Source organism: Vibrio sp. WZ-1 (genome assembly GCF_052037695.1).
Taxonomy (GTDB): Bacteria; Pseudomonadota; Gammaproteobacteria; order Enterobacterales; family Vibrionaceae; genus Vibrio.
In genome coordinates, this window is record NZ_JBQEQR010000064.1 from 121,869 (window position 1) to 142,389 (window position 20,521).

At 42.8% G+C, this 20,521-nt stretch carries 19 protein-coding genes; 12 read left to right on the forward strand and 7 right to left on the reverse strand.

Annotation, left to right across the window (positions count from 1 at the left end):
- Nucleotides 1-3 precede the first annotated feature (3 nt).
- The gene (locus ACTS60_RS07865) at nt 4-573 is read right to left on the reverse strand and encodes a LysE family translocator (RefSeq protein WP_440887813.1); all 570 of its coding nucleotides are present in this window, start codon (nt 571-573) and stop codon (nt 4-6) included.
- An 802-nt stretch (nt 574-1,375) separates the two neighbouring features.
- Between ACTS60_RS07865 and ACTS60_RS07870 the strand changes: the two genes are divergently transcribed.
- The 4 genes from ACTS60_RS07870 to phaC all read left to right on the forward strand — a co-directional run bounded on the left by ACTS60_RS07870 (nt 1,376) and on the right by phaC (nt 5,569).
- Nucleotides 1,376-2,116: an SDR family oxidoreductase gene (locus tag ACTS60_RS07870; protein WP_440887793.1), complete on the forward strand. Its 741-nt coding sequence runs from the start codon at nt 1,376-1,378 to the stop codon at nt 2,114-2,116.
- Between the two features lie 11 nt (nt 2,117-2,127).
- Nucleotides 2,128-3,336 carry an acetyl-CoA C-acetyltransferase gene (locus tag ACTS60_RS07875; protein WP_440887794.1) on the forward strand — a complete coding sequence of 403 codons (1,209 nt, stop codon included), beginning with the start codon at nt 2,128-2,130 and terminating at the stop codon, nt 3,334-3,336.
- A gap of 44 nt (nt 3,337-3,380) precedes the next feature.
- Nucleotides 3,381-3,728: a phasin family protein gene (locus tag ACTS60_RS07880; RefSeq protein ID WP_440887795.1), complete on the forward strand. Its 348-nt coding sequence runs from the start codon at nt 3,381-3,383 to the stop codon at nt 3,726-3,728.
- A 65-nt stretch (nt 3,729-3,793) separates the two neighbouring features.
- Nucleotides 3,794-5,569 carry a class I poly(R)-hydroxyalkanoic acid synthase gene (gene phaC, locus ACTS60_RS07885; RefSeq protein WP_440887796.1) on the forward strand — a complete coding sequence of 592 codons (1,776 nt, stop codon included), beginning with the start codon at nt 3,794-3,796 and terminating at the stop codon, nt 5,567-5,569.
- Nucleotides 5,570-5,789: 220 nt separating this feature from the next.
- Here phaC and ACTS60_RS07890 read toward each other — a convergent pair whose 3' ends face one another.
- The 6 genes from ACTS60_RS07890 to napF all read right to left on the reverse strand — a co-directional run bounded on the left by ACTS60_RS07890 (nt 5,790) and on the right by napF (nt 10,397).
- Entirely contained in the window at nt 5,790-5,924 is a 135-nt protein-coding gene (locus ACTS60_RS07890) for a TIGR02808 family protein (protein WP_005433365.1), read from the reverse strand.
- Nucleotides 5,925-5,939: 15 nt separating this feature from the next.
- Nucleotides 5,940-6,518, reverse strand: coding sequence for a NapC/NirT family cytochrome c (locus tag ACTS60_RS07895; protein WP_038885989.1), 579 nt, complete (start codon nt 6,516-6,518; stop codon nt 5,940-5,942).
- A gap of 29 nt (nt 6,519-6,547) precedes the next feature.
- Nucleotides 6,548-7,003 carry a nitrate reductase cytochrome c-type subunit gene (locus ACTS60_RS07900; protein ID WP_038885992.1) on the reverse strand — a complete coding sequence of 152 codons (456 nt, stop codon included), beginning with the start codon at nt 7,001-7,003 and terminating at the stop codon, nt 6,548-6,550.
- A 72-nt stretch (nt 7,004-7,075) separates the two neighbouring features.
- The gene (gene napA / locus ACTS60_RS07905) at nt 7,076-9,565 is read right to left on the reverse strand and encodes a periplasmic nitrate reductase subunit alpha (RefSeq protein WP_010451319.1); all 2,490 of its coding nucleotides are present in this window, start codon (nt 9,563-9,565) and stop codon (nt 7,076-7,078) included.
- Nucleotides 9,562-9,870, reverse strand: coding sequence for a chaperone NapD (locus tag ACTS60_RS07910; RefSeq protein ID WP_010451320.1), 309 nt, complete (start codon nt 9,868-9,870; stop codon nt 9,562-9,564). Before ACTS60_RS07910 ends, napA begins: the two co-directional genes overlap by 4 nt.
- A 41-nt stretch (nt 9,871-9,911) precedes the next feature.
- Entirely contained in the window at nt 9,912-10,397 is a 486-nt protein-coding gene (gene napF / locus ACTS60_RS07915; protein WP_440887797.1) for a ferredoxin-type protein NapF, read from the reverse strand.
- Nucleotides 10,398-10,643: 246 nt separating this feature from the next.
- On the opposite strand from napF, the gene narQ reads away from it, so the two are divergent.
- The 8 genes from narQ to ACTS60_RS07955 all read left to right on the forward strand — a co-directional run bounded on the left by narQ (nt 10,644) and on the right by ACTS60_RS07955 (nt 20,403).
- Nucleotides 10,644-12,365 carry a nitrate/nitrite two-component system sensor histidine kinase NarQ gene (narQ, locus tag ACTS60_RS07920; protein ID WP_409386703.1) on the forward strand — a complete coding sequence of 574 codons (1,722 nt, stop codon included), beginning with the start codon at nt 10,644-10,646 and terminating at the stop codon, nt 12,363-12,365.
- Nucleotide 12,366: 1 nt separating this feature from the next.
- Nucleotides 12,367-12,999, forward strand: a complete 633-nt coding sequence (locus ACTS60_RS07925) for a response regulator (protein WP_440887798.1) — start codon at nt 12,367-12,369, stop codon at nt 12,997-12,999.
- A gap of 298 nt (nt 13,000-13,297) precedes the next feature.
- Nucleotides 13,298-14,302 (forward strand): response regulator, encoded by a 1,005-nt coding sequence (locus ACTS60_RS07930; RefSeq protein ID WP_010451325.1) that lies wholly within the window; start codon nt 13,298-13,300, stop codon nt 14,300-14,302.
- Nucleotides 14,302-14,739: a PAS domain-containing protein gene (locus tag ACTS60_RS07935; protein WP_010451326.1), complete on the forward strand. Its 438-nt coding sequence runs from the start codon at nt 14,302-14,304 to the stop codon at nt 14,737-14,739. Before ACTS60_RS07930 ends, ACTS60_RS07935 begins: the two co-directional genes overlap by 1 nt.
- Before the next feature lie 77 nt (nt 14,740-14,816).
- The gene (locus tag ACTS60_RS07940) at nt 14,817-16,352 is read left to right on the forward strand and encodes an NAD(P)H-hydrate dehydratase (protein WP_440887814.1); all 1,536 of its coding nucleotides are present in this window, start codon (nt 14,817-14,819) and stop codon (nt 16,350-16,352) included.
- Nucleotides 16,353-16,795: 443 nt separating this feature from the next.
- Complete coding sequence (locus ACTS60_RS07945) at nt 16,796-17,839, forward strand: GMP reductase (protein WP_010451329.1); 1,044 nt, start codon at nt 16,796-16,798, stop codon at nt 17,837-17,839.
- Between the two features lie 639 nt (nt 17,840-18,478).
- Complete coding sequence (locus tag ACTS60_RS07950; RefSeq protein ID WP_440887799.1) at nt 18,479-18,952, forward strand: hypothetical protein; 474 nt, start codon at nt 18,479-18,481, stop codon at nt 18,950-18,952.
- Nucleotides 18,953-19,098: 146 nt separating this feature from the next.
- A complete protein-coding gene (locus tag ACTS60_RS07955) occupies nt 19,099-20,403 on the forward strand; it encodes an FRG domain-containing protein (protein ID WP_440887800.1) in 1,305 nt (434 codons plus the stop codon).
- The last annotated feature ends 118 nt before the right edge of the window (nt 20,404-20,521 follow it).

Below are 20,521 nucleotides of genomic sequence, written 5' to 3' on the forward strand. Positions count from 1 at the left end.
TTTCTAACTCATTAAAAGCCAAACACCCACTCCCATCATCAAAGTACCTGCGATGCGGTTCATTAAACGTACATTTTTCGATTGTCCTAGCAAACGCTTTAATCCTTTACCGCCCGTTGCGTATAAAGACATACAAATAAACTCGAACAACAAAATGATAGAGACGAGTATGGCAAGCTGGGGTGCAAGAGCAGCACTTTGGTCGATAAAAGGAGGGAGGAGAGAAATCATAAATGCCCAACCTTTTGGATTTGCGATTGCGGTCACGAAGCCTTGTAAAACTAAAGCCCAGTTGCCACTAGTAGGAACATCGACATTATCAACATTGATGGCGAGTTTGCCTCGCGATCGCCACATTTCTATACCGAGATAGAGGAGGTAGCCACCGCCAATAAATTTGAGTGCGGTAAATAGCCACGGATAGTTAAGCATAATAGCCGCGATACCAAGTACAGCCGAAACAGAAACTAGCGCAACACCGATGAGCTCTCCCACCATCATCCAAAGAGTGCGTCGATATCCGATGCTCATTCCTAGCGTTAAGGCAAGCGTCATGCACATTCCGGGAGTAATTTAAACGAAGAAATAGGTAGGGATGAACATGGTTAACAAAGCGGTATTCATGATGACTGATAGTTTTGTAAGTCAATAGTAAGGTATCAAAGATAGTGCAAAAGGGTGATAGATGCCACCAATAATCAACATTGGTAACATTGATATAGAGTTATTATTCAAATATTTAATTGAACTTAAATCGTCATAAAATAAATGTGACATATTGGTGCAGGTCTGCACCAAATAGTTTAGTTTATAAATTGATTCAACCGTGTGAATTTAAAATAAAAGAGTGTCTATTGTGATTTCTATATTTATTATTTAAGTGCCATTATCATTTGATGGTGCATCATTTAATATATAAATTACTCAGTTAAATCTAACTAAATGATATATTTAATATTTGTTGATACGCAAGTAAGAAGTATTCTTTATATGATTTAATTGGAAGTTATAACTTTAAGAAAGAATGATGATCTTCAACTACTTGTAAATGTAACGCACATAAAAATTCATGTAACTTACTGAATAAACTATGTTTTTCAAAAGTGAGAATAGTGGGTTTATTTTTGTTTTTTCTTTTAAAGCAATAACTTATGATAAGTTAACGTTTTTATAACATTTCATTGCGATTGAGATCTAAATCAATCTTATGCAAACAAATAAGTTTTTTATTTGAAATGTAATATTTCTAAGTTAAGTTTAAATAAAAGGCAGTAGAGGAATTACTGTCGAAAGAATAAATAAACACGTCAGTTGGCGATTCATTTCGCCAGTGTATTAGTTTGCTTTTTAAATGCCGTTAAGAATGGAGTCTTCAATGAAGAAAGTCGCTTTGATCACTGGATCAAAAGGCGGAATTGGTTCTGCTATTTCCTCTCAACTAGTAAATGATGGTTACCGTGTTATAGCAACCTATTTCACGGGGAAATATGAATGTGCTTTAGAGTGGTTTAATGAAAAAGGGTTTACCAAAGATCAAGTACGTCTTTTTGAGTTGGATGTAACTGATACTGCTCAATGTGCTGAAAAGTTAGCTCTTTTACTTGAAGAAGAGGGGACAATAGATGTCGTGATCAACAACGCAGGTATCACACGTGACGGTGTGTTCAAAAAGATGTCTGCGGAAGCTTGGAACGATGTAATTAACACTAACTTAAACAGCTTGTTCAATGTAACTCAACCTGTTTTCGCGACGATGTGCGAAAAAGGTGGAGGTCGTATCATTAACATCTCCTCGGTCAATGGCCTGAAAGGCCAGTTTGGTCAAGCAAATTACTCTGCAGCAAAAGCCGGCATGATTGGTTTCTCAAAAGCATTGGCATATGAAGGTGCTCGCTCTGGTGTAACGGTAAACGTGATTGCACCGGGCTACACCGGCACGCCAATGGTAGAGCAGATGAAACCAGAGGTGCTGGATTCGATCACCAACCAAATCCCAATGAAGCGTTTAGCTACGCCAGAAGAAATTGCAGCATCAGTAAGCTTCCTAGTGAGTGATGCAGGTGCGTACATCACCGGCGAAACACTGTCGGTGAATGGCGGCCTATACATGAGCTAAGGAGTGGAATGATGGAAAAAGTATTTATCGTAGCAGCAAAACGTACCCCAATTGGTGCATTTGGTGGAAGCTTAAAAAATACCTCAGCAGGTCAGTTAGCGTCAGTGGCAATCAAAGGTGCACTTGACTCAATCGCTCTACCAGCAGACAAGGTTGATGAAGTGATTGTTGGCAATGTCATTGCCGCTGGGCAAGGTATGGGCGTTGGTCGCCAAGCGGCATTGTTTGCCGGTGTTCCTGAGTCAGTGCCAGCTTATGGCGTAAACATGGTTTGTGGCAGTGGTATGAAAACCGTCATGGATGGTGTGTCTCATATTCGCAGTGGCGACGCAGAAATCGTTGTGGCCGCTGGTGTAGAAGTGATGTCACAAATCCCATTCATTGTGCCTAGCGTTGTACGTGATGGTAATAAGATGGGCAACATGGAGTTGAAAGATCTCCTCATTGCGGACGGTTTGACGGACGTTTACAACCAATACCACATGGGCGTGACCGCAGAAAATGTGGCTAAGGAAGTGGGTTTATCGCGTCAACAACAAGACGAGTACGCACTTTCAAGCCAGCAGAAAGCAGTGGCTGCGATTGAAGCAGGCAAGTTCAAAGATGAAATTGTCCCAGTAGAAGTTAAGCAGCGCCGTGAAACAGTGGTATTTGACACAGATGAATACCCAAAAGCCAACGCAACACTTGAGGGGTTGAGCAAGCTGCGCCCTGCATTTGATCGAGAAGGTACAGTGACAGCTGGTAACGCTTCAGGCATTAACGACGGGGCAAGTGCCATCATATTAGCTTCGGAAAGTGCCGTTCAAGCGCACGGCTTGACGCCACTTGCTGAGGTGGTTAGCTACGCTCAATCGGGTTTGGATCCTCAAATTATGGGGCTTGGTCCGGTGGAATCAGTGAATAAGGCATTGCAAAAAGCCGAACTGAAAACGAGCGATATTGATGTTTATGAACTGAATGAAGCCTTTGCTGCTCAAGCTCTGGGTGTGATTCATAAGCTGGCTGAAACCAACCAAGTACCAGTGAACTCAATTCAAGATAAAGCCAACTTTAACGGTGGTGCTATCGCATTAGGTCACCCTCTAGGTGCATCAGGTAACCGTATTCTGGTTACGCTAGTACACGAACTTCACAAACAAAACGGTCAGTACGGAGTCGCTTCACTTTGTGTAGGCGGTGGTATGGGCACAGCTGTAGTTATAAAAGCAGCTAAGTAGTTATTTAAACGGATATTTTTAATTATTTTTCTAGGAGATAAACCATGTACACTGATTTTTTCAAGACTTTTAGCGATCAAACTGAAAAGAATCTAGAACCATACTTGAAGTTCAACAAGTTAGTGACAAAGAACGTAGAAGTTCTTACCGAGCTTCAATTAAACGCAATCCGTACTTACAGCGAAGTGGGGCTAAATCAAATGAAAGCAGCGTCGGAAATCAAAGACGTAACTTCTCTAACTGCTTTTAACAGTCAGCAACTTACTGTTCTTACAAAGCTTTCTCAACAAATGATGGACGACAGCAACAAGCTGCAAGCTATCGCGAAAGAATTTAAAGAAGACGTTGAGCAAATGACTTCGGAAAACCTTAAGACTGTTACTCCTGTGTAATACGTCCTCTTTCGCCGCCCAAGATCTTGGGCGGCGTTATTATTTCCGAATATAGGAGTAAGACTATGTTTCAGCACTTCTTTTCGGACTATCTTGTTAAGCTTCAGGAAACCAATCAACAGTGGTGGCATGATTTCGAAGTCAACAAGGCAGTCGTGAATTCTCCTTTGAATAAGGCCATGCAAGAAGTGAACTTCGAAGATACGGCTAAATTGTTTGAACAAGCCGCCAACCAACCTGCTGCGATTTTGAAGCTCCAAGCTGAATGGTGGGAGCAACAGCTACAAATTTGGCAGAATGTGGCATTAGCGGGAAATCAGAAGCAAATCATCGAAGCAGAGAGGGGTGATAAGCGCTTCTCAAATGAGGCTTGGCAACAAGAAGCCATGTACAGCTTTATTAAGCAATCTTATTTACTGTTTAGCAAAACCTATTTAGACACGCTCGATTCTATCGAAGGTCTTGATGAGAAGACCAAAGAGCGTATTACCTTCTTCTCTCGTCAAGCCATCAATGCACTCTCTCCATCCAACTTCATCGCGACCAATCCTGAACTGCTTAAACTGACACTAGAGCAAAATGGTGAAAACCTACTGACGGGGTTAGAGAAGCTCAAAGAAGATGTCGAGTCGAGCGCAGATATCCTCAAAGTGCGCATGACCAACAATAATGCATTTCGTGTTGGTGATGATGTTGCGACGACAGCGGGTGATGTGGTTTTCCAAAACGAGCTGTTTGAACTGATTCAGTACCGTCCTTTGACAGAAAAAGTGAATGCGACACCGCTTCTGATCGTTCCGCCCTTCATCAATAAATACTACATACTCGATCTAACGGCTAAGAACTCGATGGTTCGTTGGCTATTAGAGCAAGGTCATAGTGTGTTTATGATGTCATGGCGCAATCCGGGCAAAGAACAAGCTAATGTTGAATTTGGTGACTACGTGACGGAAGGCGTCGCTAAAGCCGTGACTGCGATTGAAGATATTACAGGTCAAGAGCAGATCAACGCAGCAGGATACTGTATCGGTGGTACGGTTTTAGCGAGCACTGTCGCTTACTACGCGGCGAAGCGCATGAAAAAGCGCATTAAGTCTGCGAGCTTTTTTACGACGTTACTAGACTTCTCTCAACCTGGGGAAGTGGGCGCGTACATTAATGACACCATTATTAGTGCAATTGAAACGCAGAATAACGCCAAAGGTTATATGGATGGTCGCTCGTTAAGTGTGACGTTCAGTTTACTGCGTGAAAACAGCTTGTACTGGAACTATTACGTTGATAATTATTTGAAAGGTAATAGCCCAGTTGATTTTGACCTGCTTTACTGGAATAGCGACAGTACAAACGTGAGTGCCGCATCTCACAACTTCTTATTGCGTGAACTTTATCTAGAGAACAAGCTAGTTCAAGACAAGGGCGTGAAGATTGGTGGTGTTTGGATCGACCTGAACAAGATTAAGATCCCAAGCTATTTTGTGTCGACCAAAGAAGACCATATCGCGTTGTGGCAGGGAACTTATCGCGGTGCGCTTAATACCGGCGGTAACAAGACTTTTGTTTTGGGTGAATCAGGGCACATTGCCGGTATCGTCAATCACCCTGCAAAAAACAAATATGGTTACTGGTTGAATGACAACCTTGATGATTCTGCAGATGAGTGGTTCAACAATGCCAATCATCAAGAAGGCTCTTGGTGGACGCACTGGCACCAGTGGTTGATGCAGTTCAACTCGAAAGAGCAAGTCGAGCCATTCCCAATTGGCTCTGAGCAGAATCCTGTAATTGATGAAGCACCGGGTCAATACGTTAAACAAGTATTGCCTATTCAAGAGTCCTAAACTGCTCCTTACAGCAGTATTGGTTGGCGACCTACGTAGGTCGCCTTTTTTATATCAACTCTCTACCCGAGAAGTAGGGATGCTCTGAGCTCATCGAACAGAGCGGCTATGAAAGAGCTTATTGATGGAATTGGTATAATACACAAAGAAAAAACGCCAAGCACAAGCTTGGCGTTTTCCGTCAACAAAATAGGCAAAAAGTTGACAAGTTAGAGGCTGATTAAACCTCTTTATCCTTACCTAGTGAGAGTAGCCAAAGAGAGATTGCAGCTACACCCACAAAGCCGGAAAGAATAATGACTGGCATCGCACTGTATCCAAGAAAATGCCAGATAAAGGATTCAAGATTACTCATGGTCTGTTTTGCTCCTTATTGCCAGCCTTCAACGCCGTGCATGTCAGGCAACTTGTGAGCAATACCTTTATGGCAGTCTACACAGGTTTTATCGCCATTCGCTAAAGCGGTGGAGTGTTGTTTTGCACTTCGAGAACCTTGTTCTGAGAAGTCCATGTATTCAAATTCGTGACAGTTACGACATTCCAACGAGTCGTTCTTTTTCAAACGAGCCCATTCTCGCTCAGCAAGGTGAGCTCGACGAGCTTGGAATTTTTCAGGCGTGTCGATGGTTTTCGTTACGAAGTGAGCAAACAGCTCTTTTGATGCTTGAACCTTACGAACGATTTTATCAGTCCATTCATGTGGTACGTGACAATCTGAACAGATTGCGCGAACACCAGAACGGTTAGAATAGTGAATCGTCTCTTGAATTTCTGCGACGATAGGTGCGTGACAACCTGAACAGAACTCTTCTGTATTGGTTGCCTCCATACCTGTGTTAAATGCGCCCCAGAATAGAAGACCACCAGCAAATCCCATAAATAGCACTATGCCTACGGCAGCTTTACTTGGGCTTGTCAGTCTCTTCCAAAACGCTTTCAATAATTTCATAGATAGCCTCTTATCTTTTCAAGCCGCACTTATTTCAGTGCATCAACGCTCTTGAATTTGTTTTCAACAAGCGGCTTCGCGTTTGCTTGAGGAACATGACATTGCAGACAGAAGTAGCGACGAGGAGACATATCTGCCAGTACAGCATCTTCACGGTTCACATAGTGTGTTACGCTAATTTTCGTTGCACCCATCTCTTTAGCATTCTTCCAGCTATGGCAAGCTAGACATTTGTTCGCGTTGAGAGACACCTCATAGTTACGAATGTTATGAGGAATCAAAGGTGGCTGATAAACAAAGCTGCTATCAAGAACCTGCTCTTTTGGGTATTTTTTAAAGTCATCCGCTGGGCGAGTAGATTCTAGCTCGCTTGCCCCACGTAGAGACTCAAGTCCGCCGATGCCGCCTGGGTTATCGAGTTCGGCTACTGCTGCACCACTAACTAGCGCACCTACAGATAACAGTGCAATTAGAAATTTTTTCATTATTAATTCTCCGCCTAATGGCTAAATTCTTAGGTATGACTGCTGCTTTCACAGCAGTCATCGCACTCTTAATTAAGCAATTTTTGTGATCTTCACTGGACACTTCTTAAAGTCCGTCTGCTTAGACAGAGGATCCGTAGCGTCTAGGATCAGTTTGTTAATCAAAATACGAGCATCAAAGAATGGTACGAATACCAAGCCTTCAGGTGGACGGTTACGGCCGCGAGTTTCAACACGAACGCGTACTTCACCACGTTTGTTTGCAATCAGAACTTCTTCACCGCGACGTACGTTACGTTTCTTCGCATCAGCAGGGTGCATGTAAACCACAGCATCAGGAACCGCTTTGTAAAGCTCAGGTACACGACGAGTCATAGTACCTGTGTGCCAGTGCTCAAGAACACGCCCTGTACACAGCCACATATCGAATTCAGCGTCCGGCACTTCTGGTGGCGCTTCATATGGTGCAGAGATAATCAGTGCTTTACCATCTGGCTTACCGTAGAAGTCCCAACCGCTGCCAGCTTTAGCGTATGGATCTGAGCCTTCTTTGAAGCGCCAAAGCGTTTCTTTTCCGTCAACCACTGGCCAGCGTAGACCGCGGACTTGGTGGTAAACATCGTATGGTGCTAAGTCATGACCATGGCCGCGACCAAACGCTGCGTACTCTTCAAACAGACCTTTCTGTACGTAGTAACCGAAGTGGTGTGCATCGTCGTTCAGCTCACGCGCTTCTTCAATTGGGTATTTGTTAATAACGCCGTTGGCAAATAGCATGTCGTACATGGTTTTACCGCGGTACTGAGGTGCTTTCGCTAGTTGCTCTTCGGTCCAAACTTCTTCCATCTTGAAGCGTTTAGAGAACTCCATCACCTGCCATAAGTCAGACTTAGCTTCGCCTACAGTACCGACTTGTTGGTACCAAGCTTGAGTACGACGCTCTGCGTTACCATAAGCGCCTTCTTTTTCGATCCACATTGCTGTAGGTAGAACTAGGTCAGCAGCTTGCGCTGTTGCTGTTGGGTATGGGTCAGAACATACAATGAAGTTTTCTGGGTTACGGTAACCAGGAAGACGTTCACCATTGATGTTTGGACCGGCTTGCATGTTGTTGTTACACATTACCCAGTAAGCGTTTAGCTTGCCGTCTTTTAACATGCGATCTTGAAGAACCGCGTGGAAGCCAGGTTTAGGTGGAATAACACCATCAGGAATATTCCAGATACCTTCTGCAATCTTACGGTGTTTAGGGTTAGCAACAACCATGTCGGCTGGTAGGCGGTGGGCAAACGTACCAACTTCACGAGCGGTACCACATGCTGATGGCTGACCAGTAAGTGAGAACGGGCTGTTACCTGGAGTCGCAATTTTACCTGTTAGCAAGTGAATGTTGTAAATCAGGCTGTTCATCCATACGCCACGAGTATGTTGGTTCATACCCATTGTCCAAAGTGACATTACTTTCGTGTTTGGATCCGCGTATTGTTTTGCAAGCTCGATCAACTTCTCTTGCTCCACACCAGATAGCTCAGAAGCTTTCTCTACTGTGTAAGGTGCAACGGACTTTTTGTACTCTTCGAATGAAATAGAGCTCATTTTGCCAGAGTTAGGGTTAGCGGCAGCTTTTTGAAGTGGGTCATCATCACGTAGGCCGTAACCGATATCTGTTGTCGCTTGCTTGAAGTTTGTATGCTTGTTTACAAAGTCCCAGTTTACGGCATCATTTTCGATGATGTAGTTTGCAATGAAGTTTGCGATTGCTAGGTCAGATTGAGGTTCGAAGATGTAACCTTTGTCTGCTAGTTCAAATGAGCGATGGTAGTAAGTCGATAAAACGTTAACTTTAACATGTGGGTGACTTAGGCGACGGTCAGTAATACGAGTCCACAATACTGGGTGCATTTCTGCCATGTTTGAACCCCAAAGCACGAAAGCGTCAGCATTCTCGAAGTCATCATAACAGCCCATTGGTTCATCGATACCAAATGTACGCATGAAGGCACCTACAGCAGAAGCCATACAGTGACGAGCGTTAGGGTCGATGTTATTTGATCGGAAACCGGCTTTCATCATTTTTGCAGCCGCGTAGCCTTCCATTACTGTCCATTGACCAGAACCGAACATACCAACACCAGAAGGGCCTTGTTTTTTAAGTGCTTCTTTCCACTTATCAGCCATAGTGTCAAATGCAACATCCCAAGATACAGGCGTGAACTCACCGTTCTTATCGTATTTGCCATCTTTCATACGCAGTAGCGGTTGAGTCAAACGGTCTTGACCGTACATGATTTTCGATAGGAAGTAGCCTTTGATACAGTTTAGGCCCTTGTTCACTGGTGCTTCTGGGTCACCCTGCGTTGCTACTACTTTACCGTTTTGAGTACCAACAAGAACAGAACAGCCTGTACCACAGAAACGACAAGGCGCTTTGTCCCATGTGATTTTGGTTTGATCAGAGCTTGCAATCAGATTGGTTGCAGAAGCTGGTAGTGTAATACCTGCGACAGCAGCAGCTGATGCAGCCGCGTTTGCTTTCACAAACGCACGTCTTGTCATTTTCATACTTCACCCTCAATTTGGGAATGTTGTGTTCCAGTGTCTTCTTTGTCCGTTTCTTCTAGCCCAGTTTCGATTTGGTGATAAACCAGTACTGTGCTTAAGACATTCGGTAAATTATTAATCGCATCGATCGTATCGGTGATGAAACCTTGGTTTTCGGTTTCTAGCACCACCACAATTTTGCCTTCTGGGCTATCCCCATAAATTTCTGCGTTTTCGTACGCTTCAATCTGGGTCTTTACTTCAGCCAGGTGCTCAGGCAGAACATGGATTACCAGACTCGATATGTGCACTTCGTTTAGTGACATGTATGTCTCTCGTTTCTATCGCCTTTAGCGCTAAATAAGGGCTAGGCTGTTATATTGCTCACATTGATGGATGAAGTAGGGCAAACTGATACACAGGCGCCGCAGCCGTTACACTCATCAAGGTCTATATTTGGTTGTGCTACTTTGCCAATTTCCAATTGGAACTTAATTGCCATTGGGTCGCACATCTCCCCACAGCTTCGGCATTCGACATTTTGCGTTGCTAAGCAGCTATCGTTGATCGTTGCTTTTGCCTGCCATGGTTGCTCTTCTTCTGCTAAAAAAAGTGGCTCAGGACAAGCATCGGCGCATTGATAACAAAACGTGCACTCATCAATCGAAAAATCAACGGCAGGAAAACCGCCGTCACTTTTGGTAATAATCTTGGTTTCGCAAGCCTCAATACATTTACCGCAGCGAGTACAGTCATCGATGAACTGAGTAGGTTTTGCCAGCCAAGGAAGACGTACCGAATTATCCGGTTGCGTTTTTCTTGCAAAAAGTCTTCGTCTAGAAAGGTCTACCACTTAGTTACCTCAAAGTTAGAAACCCAAACTAAGCATAGTCCACAATTTCATTAATAAACTGTCATTTAAGTACACGAAATTGTAGTTTTTGACATATATCTATAAATACCTCTTAGGAGGTAATTGGGATGCAATGTTGTTTTGGATCAATAAATTCCAACGCAGGTGATCACATATTGATAAAGTTAAAAGATAATGCGCGTTACATAGTAAGAAATGCGGTTGTCGTATCAGCGGAGTTCAGAGTTGTTTAATAATGTGAAAAAGTCAGTAACACGTACCATCGCATCTGCCATGATGTTGATTTTGCTCCTCTCAGTGGCGACGACTGGCTTTGCTATTTTCACTCTTGCATCGAGCCTTAATGATGCAGAGGCCGTCAATGTGTCTGGTTCAATGCGTATGCAGAGCTATCGATTAGCTCACGATATTCAGAGTGAATCTGTAGACTATTCTTCACATATTGACTTATTTGAGCAGTCTATATACTCCCATTCGATGCTGGCTCTGCAACATTGGTCAGTACCTGAAGACATCACAAAAGATTACTACCGTTTGATCCTTCGCTGGCATGAACTGAAATCGGTGTTGAAGAGCCAAGATAGAGACCGATATTTGGTGTTGGTAGCGGGCTTTGTGAAACAGATCGATGCATTCGTTTTTAAGCTGCAGCATTATTCTGAGCAGAAACTGATCAACTTAGCGTGGATTGGTGGATTAGGGCTCGGAGGCATTTTGTTTGTTAGCATGTTTGTTGTGCATTTTGTCAGGCTTGAGGTGGTCAGGCCGTTACGTGCATTAGTATTTGCTAGTGAGCAGATTCAGAATCGTTCATTTAACGTGTCATTGAACGTTTCAAGTGATAACGAAATGGGTATCCTAACCCGAACCTTTAACAACATGGCGCACGATCTAGGCCAGTTGTATCGGGGATTGGAGCAAGCAGTTAATGAGAAAACTCGTAAATTGCAACATGCTAACCAGTCGTTACAAGTGCTTTATGACTCATCGAAGGAACTGACCGCTTCGCGCATTCATCAAGAGAACTTTCAAGCAATCCTCCAACATATTGTAAGCTTGGAAGGTATTCGTGCTGTAAAGCTTGAAATCGACCAAATTGGCGAACCAAACTGGATACTGACGGAAGGTGAAGAGTGTCGTCATGATTGCGATAGTGAGTGTCATAGCAAAACACTGACTCTCGATGGTGAGCACCTTGGTTACTTGCACTGGAAAGCGGGCTTACCGTGTCCTAATGAGTCACTTATCGATAACTTTGTGCAGATCTTATCTCGTGCGGTATATTACAACCGCGCACAAAGGCAAGCCGAACAGTTATTGTTGATGGAAGAACGAGCCACCATTGCGCGTGAGTTGCATGATTCATTAGCTCAAGCTCTTTCTTATCTTAAGATCCAAGTCTCGCTATTAAAGCGAAGCGTAAAAGGACTACCGGATGAGGTGGCTGTAGCGCAAACTGCGCAAGTTATTGCGGAGCTCGATACTGGGTTATCGGCAGCTTATACTCAATTACGAGAGCTTTTAACGACGTTTCGTCTCTCGATCAAAGAGGGCAGCTTTGGGCAAGCCCTACAAGAAATGGTGGCAACACTGGACGAGCAAACCACAGCGGTCATTTCATTGAATAACCAACTTTCGTCTACTGAGCTTGATGCGCACCAGCAAGTGCATCTACTACAGTTGATAAGAGAAGCGACAATCAACGCCATTAAGCATGCGCAAGCTGAGAACATTAACATTGAATGCCTTGAATCAGACGGTTTTGTCACCGTGAGAGTCGAAGATGATGGCGTTGGGTTTGATAGACAAGATGAAAAGTTAAATCACTACGGTATGAGTATCATGCAAGAGCGTGCGGCAAGGCTCCACGCAGATTTGAGTGTTGAGGCTCAACGCGACATGGGCTGTACCGTAACATTAGAATTCCAGCAGAGTAAGGAAGTATAAATTGACAGTGTGTAAAGTAATGCTGGTGGATGATCACCCACTGATGCGCCGTGGTATCCAACAGTTATTGAGTTTCGAACAAGAATTCGATGTAGTTTGTGAGGCAAGTAGCGGTGCAGATGCGATTGCACAAGCGCATGAGCATGAACTGGATTTAGTGCTACTCGATCTAAACATGAAAGGTATGTCGGGCTTAGACACACTAAAAGCATTGCGCGCGGATGGTTGTGAAGCTCGTATTGTTATTCTAACGGTGTCTGATAGCCCGGCTGATATTGAAGCGATCGTTCGTAGCGGTGCAGATGGCTATTTGTTGAAAGATACCGAACCTGATGAACTTGTTGACCTGCTAAAAACGGCGCACCAAGGTGATAAAGCATATAGCCAAGCTGTGGCTAGGTATTTGAGTGAACGTTCTGACCAAACCGATGTTTTTGATTCATTGACTGACCGTGAAACACAAATCCTGCAAGAAGTAGCTCGTGGCTTTCGCAATAAGCAGATTGCAGACCGACTGTTTATCTCGGAGTCTACGGTCAAAGTGCATATGAAGAGCCTTTTGAAAAAGCTACAGGTTCCATCTCGAACAGCAGCAACCGTCCTATATTTGGAACGATACGGTGAAATAAAATAAAGGCTTTAAGGGGAATGAGCCGTCTAATAAAAACATTACACACTGCAAAGCTTCTCGTTCTCACTTAAAACCTTTGACTACTAATGCCTGCGCCTTTAAGCGTGGGCATTTTTGTTCGTGACATCTCTTTTTTGGGCTCTTTCCAAGAGTTTACTTGGATTGGTGTTCACTCAACTATTCATCTTGCGTATGCTAGAAGCCATAATAATGAAAATAAACTTGTCAGTTTTCTCGTACTATATGCGGTAACAATCTGATAAACTTCTGATCAGGTTGTTGAATATTTGAAGGTGGTTGAATGTCTTTTCCTGTACTCATCTGTGATGACTCAGCGCTCGCGCGCAAACAGATGGCGAGGTCACTGCCTGCAACACTGAATGCAGATATCACTTTTGCCATTCACGGTAAAAACGCGCTAGAAGAGCTAGCGCAAAAAGAATTTAAGCTCATGTTTCTTGACCTCACCATGCCTGAGATGGATGGTTTTGAAACACTTGAAGAGATGCGTAGGCTGGGGAACACCACGCCTGTTGTTGTTGTATCGGGGGATATTCAGCCTAAAGCAAAAGAGCGCGTTTTTGCGCTTGGCGCTAAAGCATTTATTCAAAAGCCCATCGGTAAAGACGAGCTAAAAGCAACACTAAAAGAGTTGGTTGAGCCGCCGCAGGTTCCGCAAGTTGTTATGCCTAGCGTTGTTGAGCTGCCAATTTTGCGTAGACGCGATATCTACATGGAGGTGGCCAACGTCTCGATCGGTCGTGCAGCGGATGCTTTGGCTCGCCATTTCGACGTATTTGTTCATCTGCCTTTGCCAAACGTTAATATTTTTGAGCTCAGCGAGCTTCATATGGCGCTAAGAGATCTGGCCTCACATGATAATGTCTCAGGTGTTTGCCAAGGCTTTTGTGGAGAAGGGATCGCCGGAGAGGCTTTAGTTATCTTAAGCGATTCAAGTGTTTCTGATCTGAAGAAACTCATGAAGGTACCTGCTGATAGCGAAGAGCTTGAAGAGCTAGAGCTGCTAATGGATATCTCCAATATCTTAGTCGGGTCATTTTTGAATGGTTTAGGGGAACAAGCGGAAGTTCGTTTCTTCCAGAGCTCTCCTGTTCTTTTGGGTCAGCACATATCAATTGACTCGATTATCGAATCCACGACGGGCGCGTTCAGTAGAACCATGACATTCGAGGTGAGTTACAATATTGATGGCACTTCAATTCGTTGTGATCTTTTGTTTATGTTTGTCGATGAGTCGCTTCCGCTTCTTGACAACAAACTGTCGTATTTGATGGAGGATTTCTGATGTTGAATCTGCCTGCAGAATTTGAACAGTTCCACTGGATGGTCGATATGGTTCAAAATGTCGACATGGGTTTGGTGGTTTTGGACCGAGATTACAATGTTCAAGTGTGGAATGGCTTCATGACTCACCACAGTGGCCTTCAATCTCATGATGCAATTGGCCGCTCGATCTTTGATATTTTTCCAGAGATCCCTCAAGAATGGTTCAAGCTAAAAACGAAGCCGGTTTATGATCTAGGTTGCCGAAGCTTTATTACTTGGCGCCAGCGTCCATATCTTTTCCGTTGTCGTAACGTTCGTCCTGTTACACAACAAGCGGAGTTTATGTACCAGAATGTAACGCTTAACCCAATGCGAACCCCAACTGGGAAGATAAACTCATTATTCCTTTCTATTAATGATGCGACTGCAGAAGCGTTACTCGCTCAACCAAAATAAACACAGAGAAGCCGAGGTTAACCTCGGCTTTTTTGTATACCCTTATAGATAGGGCACACGGTATGCAGATTGATGATATGGACTTTAGTTTAGCGTTGAAACTCTACACCGCAGAGCAAGTGAAAAGCGGAGAGGTGGAGGCTGCTCGCTTGGCGGGCATCTCTATGTATAGCTTGATGCAACGTGCGGGGATGGCAGTATACGAACGCTTTCAAACTCTTTACCCTAGAGCGAAGAAAGTGGTTGTTTTGTGCGGAAAAGGCAATAACGGTGGTGATGGGTATGTCTTTGCGACGCTCGCACAACAAGCACAACTTGATGTTTCAGTCTTTCAAGCCGGAAAAGAAGAAGCACTCAAGGGTGACGCCCAACTCGCTTTCCAAGAATGGGTTCTTAATGATGGCAGGCATTCAGACTGGAATGATTGGGAGGAAGCCCTGTTTGAAGCGGATGTCATTATTGATGCCTTACTAGGCATTGGTCTAAGTGGGGACGTTAAGAAACCGCTTAGTGAGTACATTGACCAGATCAACCGTATACGATGCCCCGTCATTTCTATTGATATTCCATCAGGTCTTTGTGCCAATACAGGTAATGTATTAGGGCATGCCGTTAAAGCCGACCATACCGTTACATTTATCGGTGTTAAACAAGGACTCTGTACTGGGCAAGCGCGCTCGAACGTCGGGGAGCTTCATTTTGCTGGATTGGGTGTTGAGCGAGAGTTCCAGTCTATCACTGATGAAAGCGCTCTAGGCATTGATCAGAAAATAATTAGTCGATTGTGGCCAGAAGCGAATCCAACGGCCCATAAAGGTGACAACGGTAAGTTACTGTGCGTGGGTGGTAACCAAGGAATGTCTGGAGCGATCCGGTTATGTGCATCAGCGGCAACTCGCACAGGAGCAGGCTTAACGGCCGCCATAACCCATCCGAATTCTTTAATACCTTTACAGGTCGCCTCACCAGAAGTCATGAGCCAGAGTATTACTCTAGAGCAGCTCAAAGATACCGATAACGAACTAGTTAAACGAGCGGAGTGGGCTGATGTTTTAGCCTTTGGCCCAGGTTTTGGCGTGGATGAATGGGCGTATCTGGCTTATGTAATGCTATCTCAGCAACATAAACCCAAGGTCGTTGATGCTGATGGTTTGAACCTTCTTGCGATGCTGAATAAAAATGGTGATGTGGCATTTGTACGAGACGAGCAGCGCGTTATGACACCACACCCAGGTGAAGCTGCACGTTTACTCGATGTTTCAACCAAAGAGATAGAACGAAATCGCTTCGCGGCGGTGAAACAACTCCAAGAACACTATGGTGGTGTCATTGTCCTCAAAGGGGCTGGTTCACTGATATATGATGGTGTACGTATGTATGTTTGTTTGGCTGGAAATCCCGGGATGGCTAGTGGAGGAATGGGAGATGTTCTTTCAGGTGTGATAGCAGCGCTATTGGCTAAAGGTTTACCTATCGCAATTGCTGCACGTCTAGGTGTTATTCTCCATAGTAATGCTGCAGACTTAAGCGTTGAACAAAATGGTGAAGTCGGACTATTGGCAACTGATGTCATTGAGTCGCTTCGGCATGCAATTAATTCTCAGCGTTTGTAAAAAGTCTTCTTAAAAGCTCAAAAAAGTGACGTTAAGCGTGAAAATTTCGAAGAAAATATTATTGATTAATAGAGCGTGAAGAACTCGTTTGGCGTAATTTTAATCGTTTATGCGGGGTTGTACGGTAGTCTGTCATGAATTTCACGCAAAGGTTTGCGCAAAGGATTACATAAAGATTGATTTTAACTACTTGATATTGCTGATTAAGTTGTGAGTTGGAGGTTTTGGAGGGTGTTTTTGATATGCGATTTCCAAGATGGTATCACAAAAAAAATTCAAATATCAGACTTGTAGGAAATAAATCACGGCCTATAATGCTGAAAACCGGAGCGTCTGCCAACGCTCCGGTTTTTTTGTGTCCGAAGAACAGTGAACTCGTCTGCCAACGACTTCACTACGCACTCTGAGGTGACACATATACATATGAATCAAGGAATTACACAATGCGTATCGAACAAGAACTTAAGTTAGGTTTTAAAGATGTACTGTTTCGCCCGAAACGTTCTACCCTGAAAAGCCGTTCTCAAGTAAATTTAACCCGCGATTTTACATTCAAGCATAGTGGCCGTCAATGGTCTGGTGTACCTGTAATCGCAGCTAACATGGATTCGGTTGGTAGCTTTGCCATGGCGAAGGCACTAGCAGAGCATGGTGTAATGACTGCTGTTCACAAACACTACACAGTGGAAGACTGGGCAGAGTTTGCAAAATCAGCAGACAAAACAACGCTAAACAACGTAATGGTGTCTACGGGTACATCGGACGCAGACTTCCAAAAAACTAAAGACATTATGGCTCTGTCAGATGAATTCATTTTCATCTGTATCGATATCGCGAATGGTTACTCAGAACATCTAGTTGATTATGTAGAGCGCGTTCGTGCTGAATTCCCAGACAAAGTTATCTCTGCTGGTAACGTCGTAACTGGTGATATGTGTGAAGAGCTGATTCTAGCAGGTGCAGACATCGTTAAAGTGGGTATCGGCCCTGGTTCTGTATGTACCACACGCGTTAAAACTGGTGTTGGTTACCCGCAACTTTCTGCAATTATTGAATGTGGCGATGCGGCACACGGCCTTGGCGGTATGATCGTTGGCGACGGTGGCTGTTCATGTGCAGGTGATGTAGCGAAAGCATTCGGCGGCGGCGCTGATTTCGTAATGCTTGGCGGCATGCTGGCTGGTCATGAAGAGTCAGGCGGCGAAGTGATTGAGAAAGACGGTGAGAAGTTCATGAAGTTCTACGGCATGTCTTCTAAGAGCGCGATGGACAAACACTCTGGTGGTGTTGCTGGCTACCGCGCAGCTGAAGGTAAAACCGTACTTCTACCTTACCGCGGCAGTGTTCACGGCACTATCCAAGACATCCTTGGCGGTGTTCGCTCAACATGCACATACGTAGGTGCAGCAAAGCTTAAAGAGCTAACCAAGCGTACTACATTCATCCGCGTACAAGAGCAAGAGAATAACGTATTCGGTAAAGAGTAAGTCGGCTGAATATCGAAAGCTGTTGATACTGCCATAAAATGATATTGCCTCTTCATGGCTTAAACTCCTGCGAGTTTATGACTTTTCATGAAGAGGCGATTTTTATCTTCTCTGCTGCCCCTTTTCAAAGCTACCTTCTGTTTATATTCCTAGCCTGTATGGCTTCTACATTGCATAAAGCGCAATCAACACACTTCTGTTACTGACTTTCTGTTTCAATTTAGTACGCATAAATATGTACAGTGAGAAGTAAACTCTCTCAAGCTACGAATAAGTCTGATATCAAAATTCAAACCACCAAGTTGCACCGAAATTAGAATTAAACATACCCGTACTATAACCGCATTCAAGGCTCGATATGCTTTCAATATATTTTATTGATACTTTTCTTGTTAATTAAAGTGCGTGGAATAAAAGAAACGGATATCGATTTTTATTCTTGTTTTTCCTTACATTATTTTTTGAGTGAGTAGGAGGTGCATTGCTACAGTTATGCATAAAGTTGCAATATAATTTTTCATCGTCATGTCCGATTTCTCGGTTGTTGGTGGAATAGAAATGGTAAAGACTGCATTGTAAGGGGACATAGAAAGTGCTTGGTTGATCAAGCGAGGTTAGGGTAAGAGAGGAAGTTGTGCCATGTTTGACAAAAATAAAGTAAACCCGATCTTAACAAAGTTTGGTTTTGAACTTAAAAATACGAGTGGTTTTGGTGATGATTATCGATATAAGCTAGGAAATGGATGGGAAGTGACTGCCTATTGCTCGTTTTTCTGGAATCCATCTGCTAACGATATGGATAATACAAAGTATGAAGAAGTAAATATTCATCTTTTTGACTGTATCGGAACAGAATATGTCTGTAAATCAGTTGAATCTCTGAAAGAAAAGTTAGCAAAAGTTGTCGAAACTCTGAAAAGTAACTCCGATGATGAAGATATTTTAAAATGTCCTAAATGTAATCGATATGTAGGTGTAAAACGACCAACTAAAGGGCAAAAATGGAAGCCATTTTTATCATGTAAGGGCATGGTTGTACACGGTAGGGGCAAAAATAAAGATGTTTTGTGTCGTGGTGTGTCTAAGAAGTTGCGAGCAGTAGTGGTATTTTAGTCTTAACAGATTCTTGAATATTGATTAGAAAGATATGGCATTTTTCTACGTATTGGTTTGAGAAATTAGGTTGGTATGAGGATCCTAAAGTATTGCATTTCTCAATTCCTAAATAGTGCATGAATTTTATTGGAGTTTAACATTAAATGTATAATTTATTTGTAACTGCTGAAAATGGGGCCTGGGAGAAGAATCATTATCAATATGATCGAAGTCGATTCCTTGAATACACAAACCAAAAGTTGGCTGAAGCACTTAAAAATTTAAATAGTTCAAATATCGAACTATTAAAAAGTTATCCTTGCCTTTTCGCTTATGAAGGAAAGAGGCATGAGGTTTACATTGGATACTTAACGTCGATTAAAGAACGAGATAGAACAGTATTAATTGAATTTCAAATTTCTCATGATGTTAACCCCATACCATTCGCCAACATCGAACCTATTTCAGAGCTCTTAGATATACGCGGTTGGGAAATGAACCGAACTCATTGGGCAGTAAAAGATGAGGACCTTTTCTCGAGATTAAAAGAACAAGGTATATCTTTAAGCAATGTACAAGACATTTCTGTAGCAGGTAAACCAAGAGCGGAAAAGTCTCAATCTCAAACCATTAAAAAGTTGCAGGGTTTTATTTCGAAAGTCTTGTCTTATCAATATGAAAAAGATAGTGACACTTTCTATAGAGGGCATTCGAGTAAAGATAAATACAAACTAGAACCTTCACTTTTCAGGAAAGATAAAGAGGGGAACTATCTTTATCGTGATGTGGAGCACATTATTTCCAGAGAGCTTCTTATATCAAATTCATCTGATTTCGCTTCAGATGTCTATACCTTGGACCGATTGGTTAGAATGCAACATTATTCATTGCCTACGAGGTTGTTAGATATAACATCAAACCCTCTAATTGCATTATATTTTGCATGTAAAGGGGCCTCAGATGAACCGGGAGAAGTCATAATATTTTCCGTTAAAAGAAGTAACATAAAATATTTTGATTCTGATTTGGCTAGTTGTATTTCTAACCTTTCAAGGTTGCCTATATACGAAAAGAATAAAATTGATTTCAATTTAGATGTTAAGAGTTTTAATAATCAGAAATCGATTTTAAGCTTATTGCAGTTCATAAAAGAAGAGAAGCCGTTTTTTGAAGGGACTATCGATCCAAAAGATATGAGAAAAGTAATTTGCGTAAAAGGTAAGAAGAACAATGAAAGAATAACTTCCCAATCAGGGGCTTTTTTATTGTTTGGTCACGAAGTGATATTTGATGAAAAAGGCACTAAGGAGATTAAAGTATCACGGATTACTATTACTAACAAAAAAGTATTATTAAAAGAGCTTGATTTACTAAATATCAATGAAAGTACTGTATTTCCATATATTGAAAACTCAGCTCGTTATATTGCCGATAAGTATAAATTTGATAAGACTCAAATGAGTGATTAGTTGTGCTTTGTGTTTGAAATTTATTTTAATTATGGTGTTTAGGGCCAAAGCCTAAGCTTAGGTATTGTGATGTTCATACCTTGATGCTGAACTATTGTTTTTAATTATTGTTTAAAAT

Coding starts and splice junctions, on each gene's coding strand:
- ACTS60_RS07910 (WP_010451320.1), bottom strand. CDS start 9,870: ATGTCACTAAACGAAGTGCACATATCGAGTCTGGTAATCCATGTTCTG.
- ACTS60_RS07935 (WP_010451326.1), top strand. CDS start 14,302: ATGTTGAATCTGCCTGCAGAATTTGAACAGTTCCACTGGATGGTCGAT.
- napA (WP_010451319.1), bottom strand. CDS start 9,565: ATGAAAATGACAAGACGTGCGTTTGTGAAAGCAAACGCGGCTGCATCA.
- ACTS60_RS07930 (WP_010451325.1), top strand. CDS start 13,298: ATGTCTTTTCCTGTACTCATCTGTGATGACTCAGCGCTCGCGCGCAAA.
- phaC (WP_440887796.1), top strand. CDS start 3,794: ATGTTTCAGCACTTCTTTTCGGACTATCTTGTTAAGCTTCAGGAAACC.
- ACTS60_RS07895 (WP_038885989.1), bottom strand. CDS start 6,518: ATGAAATTATTGAAAGCGTTTTGGAAGAGACTGACAAGCCCAAGTAAA.
- ACTS60_RS07890 (WP_005433365.1), bottom strand. CDS start 5,924: ATGAGTAATCTTGAATCCTTTATCTGGCATTTTCTTGGATACAGTGCG.
- ACTS60_RS07875 (WP_440887794.1), top strand. CDS start 2,128: ATGGAAAAAGTATTTATCGTAGCAGCAAAACGTACCCCAATTGGTGCA.
- ACTS60_RS07945 (WP_010451329.1), top strand. CDS start 16,796: ATGCGTATCGAACAAGAACTTAAGTTAGGTTTTAAAGATGTACTGTTT.
- ACTS60_RS07900 (WP_038885992.1), bottom strand. CDS start 7,003: ATGAAAAAATTTCTAATTGCACTGTTATCTGTAGGTGCGCTAGTTAGT.
- ACTS60_RS07950 (WP_440887799.1), top strand. CDS start 18,479: ATGTTTGACAAAAATAAAGTAAACCCGATCTTAACAAAGTTTGGTTTT.
- ACTS60_RS07870 (WP_440887793.1), top strand. CDS start 1,376: ATGAAGAAAGTCGCTTTGATCACTGGATCAAAAGGCGGAATTGGTTCT.
- ACTS60_RS07955 (WP_440887800.1), top strand. CDS start 19,099: ATGTATAATTTATTTGTAACTGCTGAAAATGGGGCCTGGGAGAAGAAT.
- ACTS60_RS07940 (WP_440887814.1), top strand. CDS start 14,817: ATGGACTTTAGTTTAGCGTTGAAACTCTACACCGCAGAGCAAGTGAAA.
- ACTS60_RS07880 (WP_440887795.1), top strand. CDS start 3,381: ATGTACACTGATTTTTTCAAGACTTTTAGCGATCAAACTGAAAAGAAT.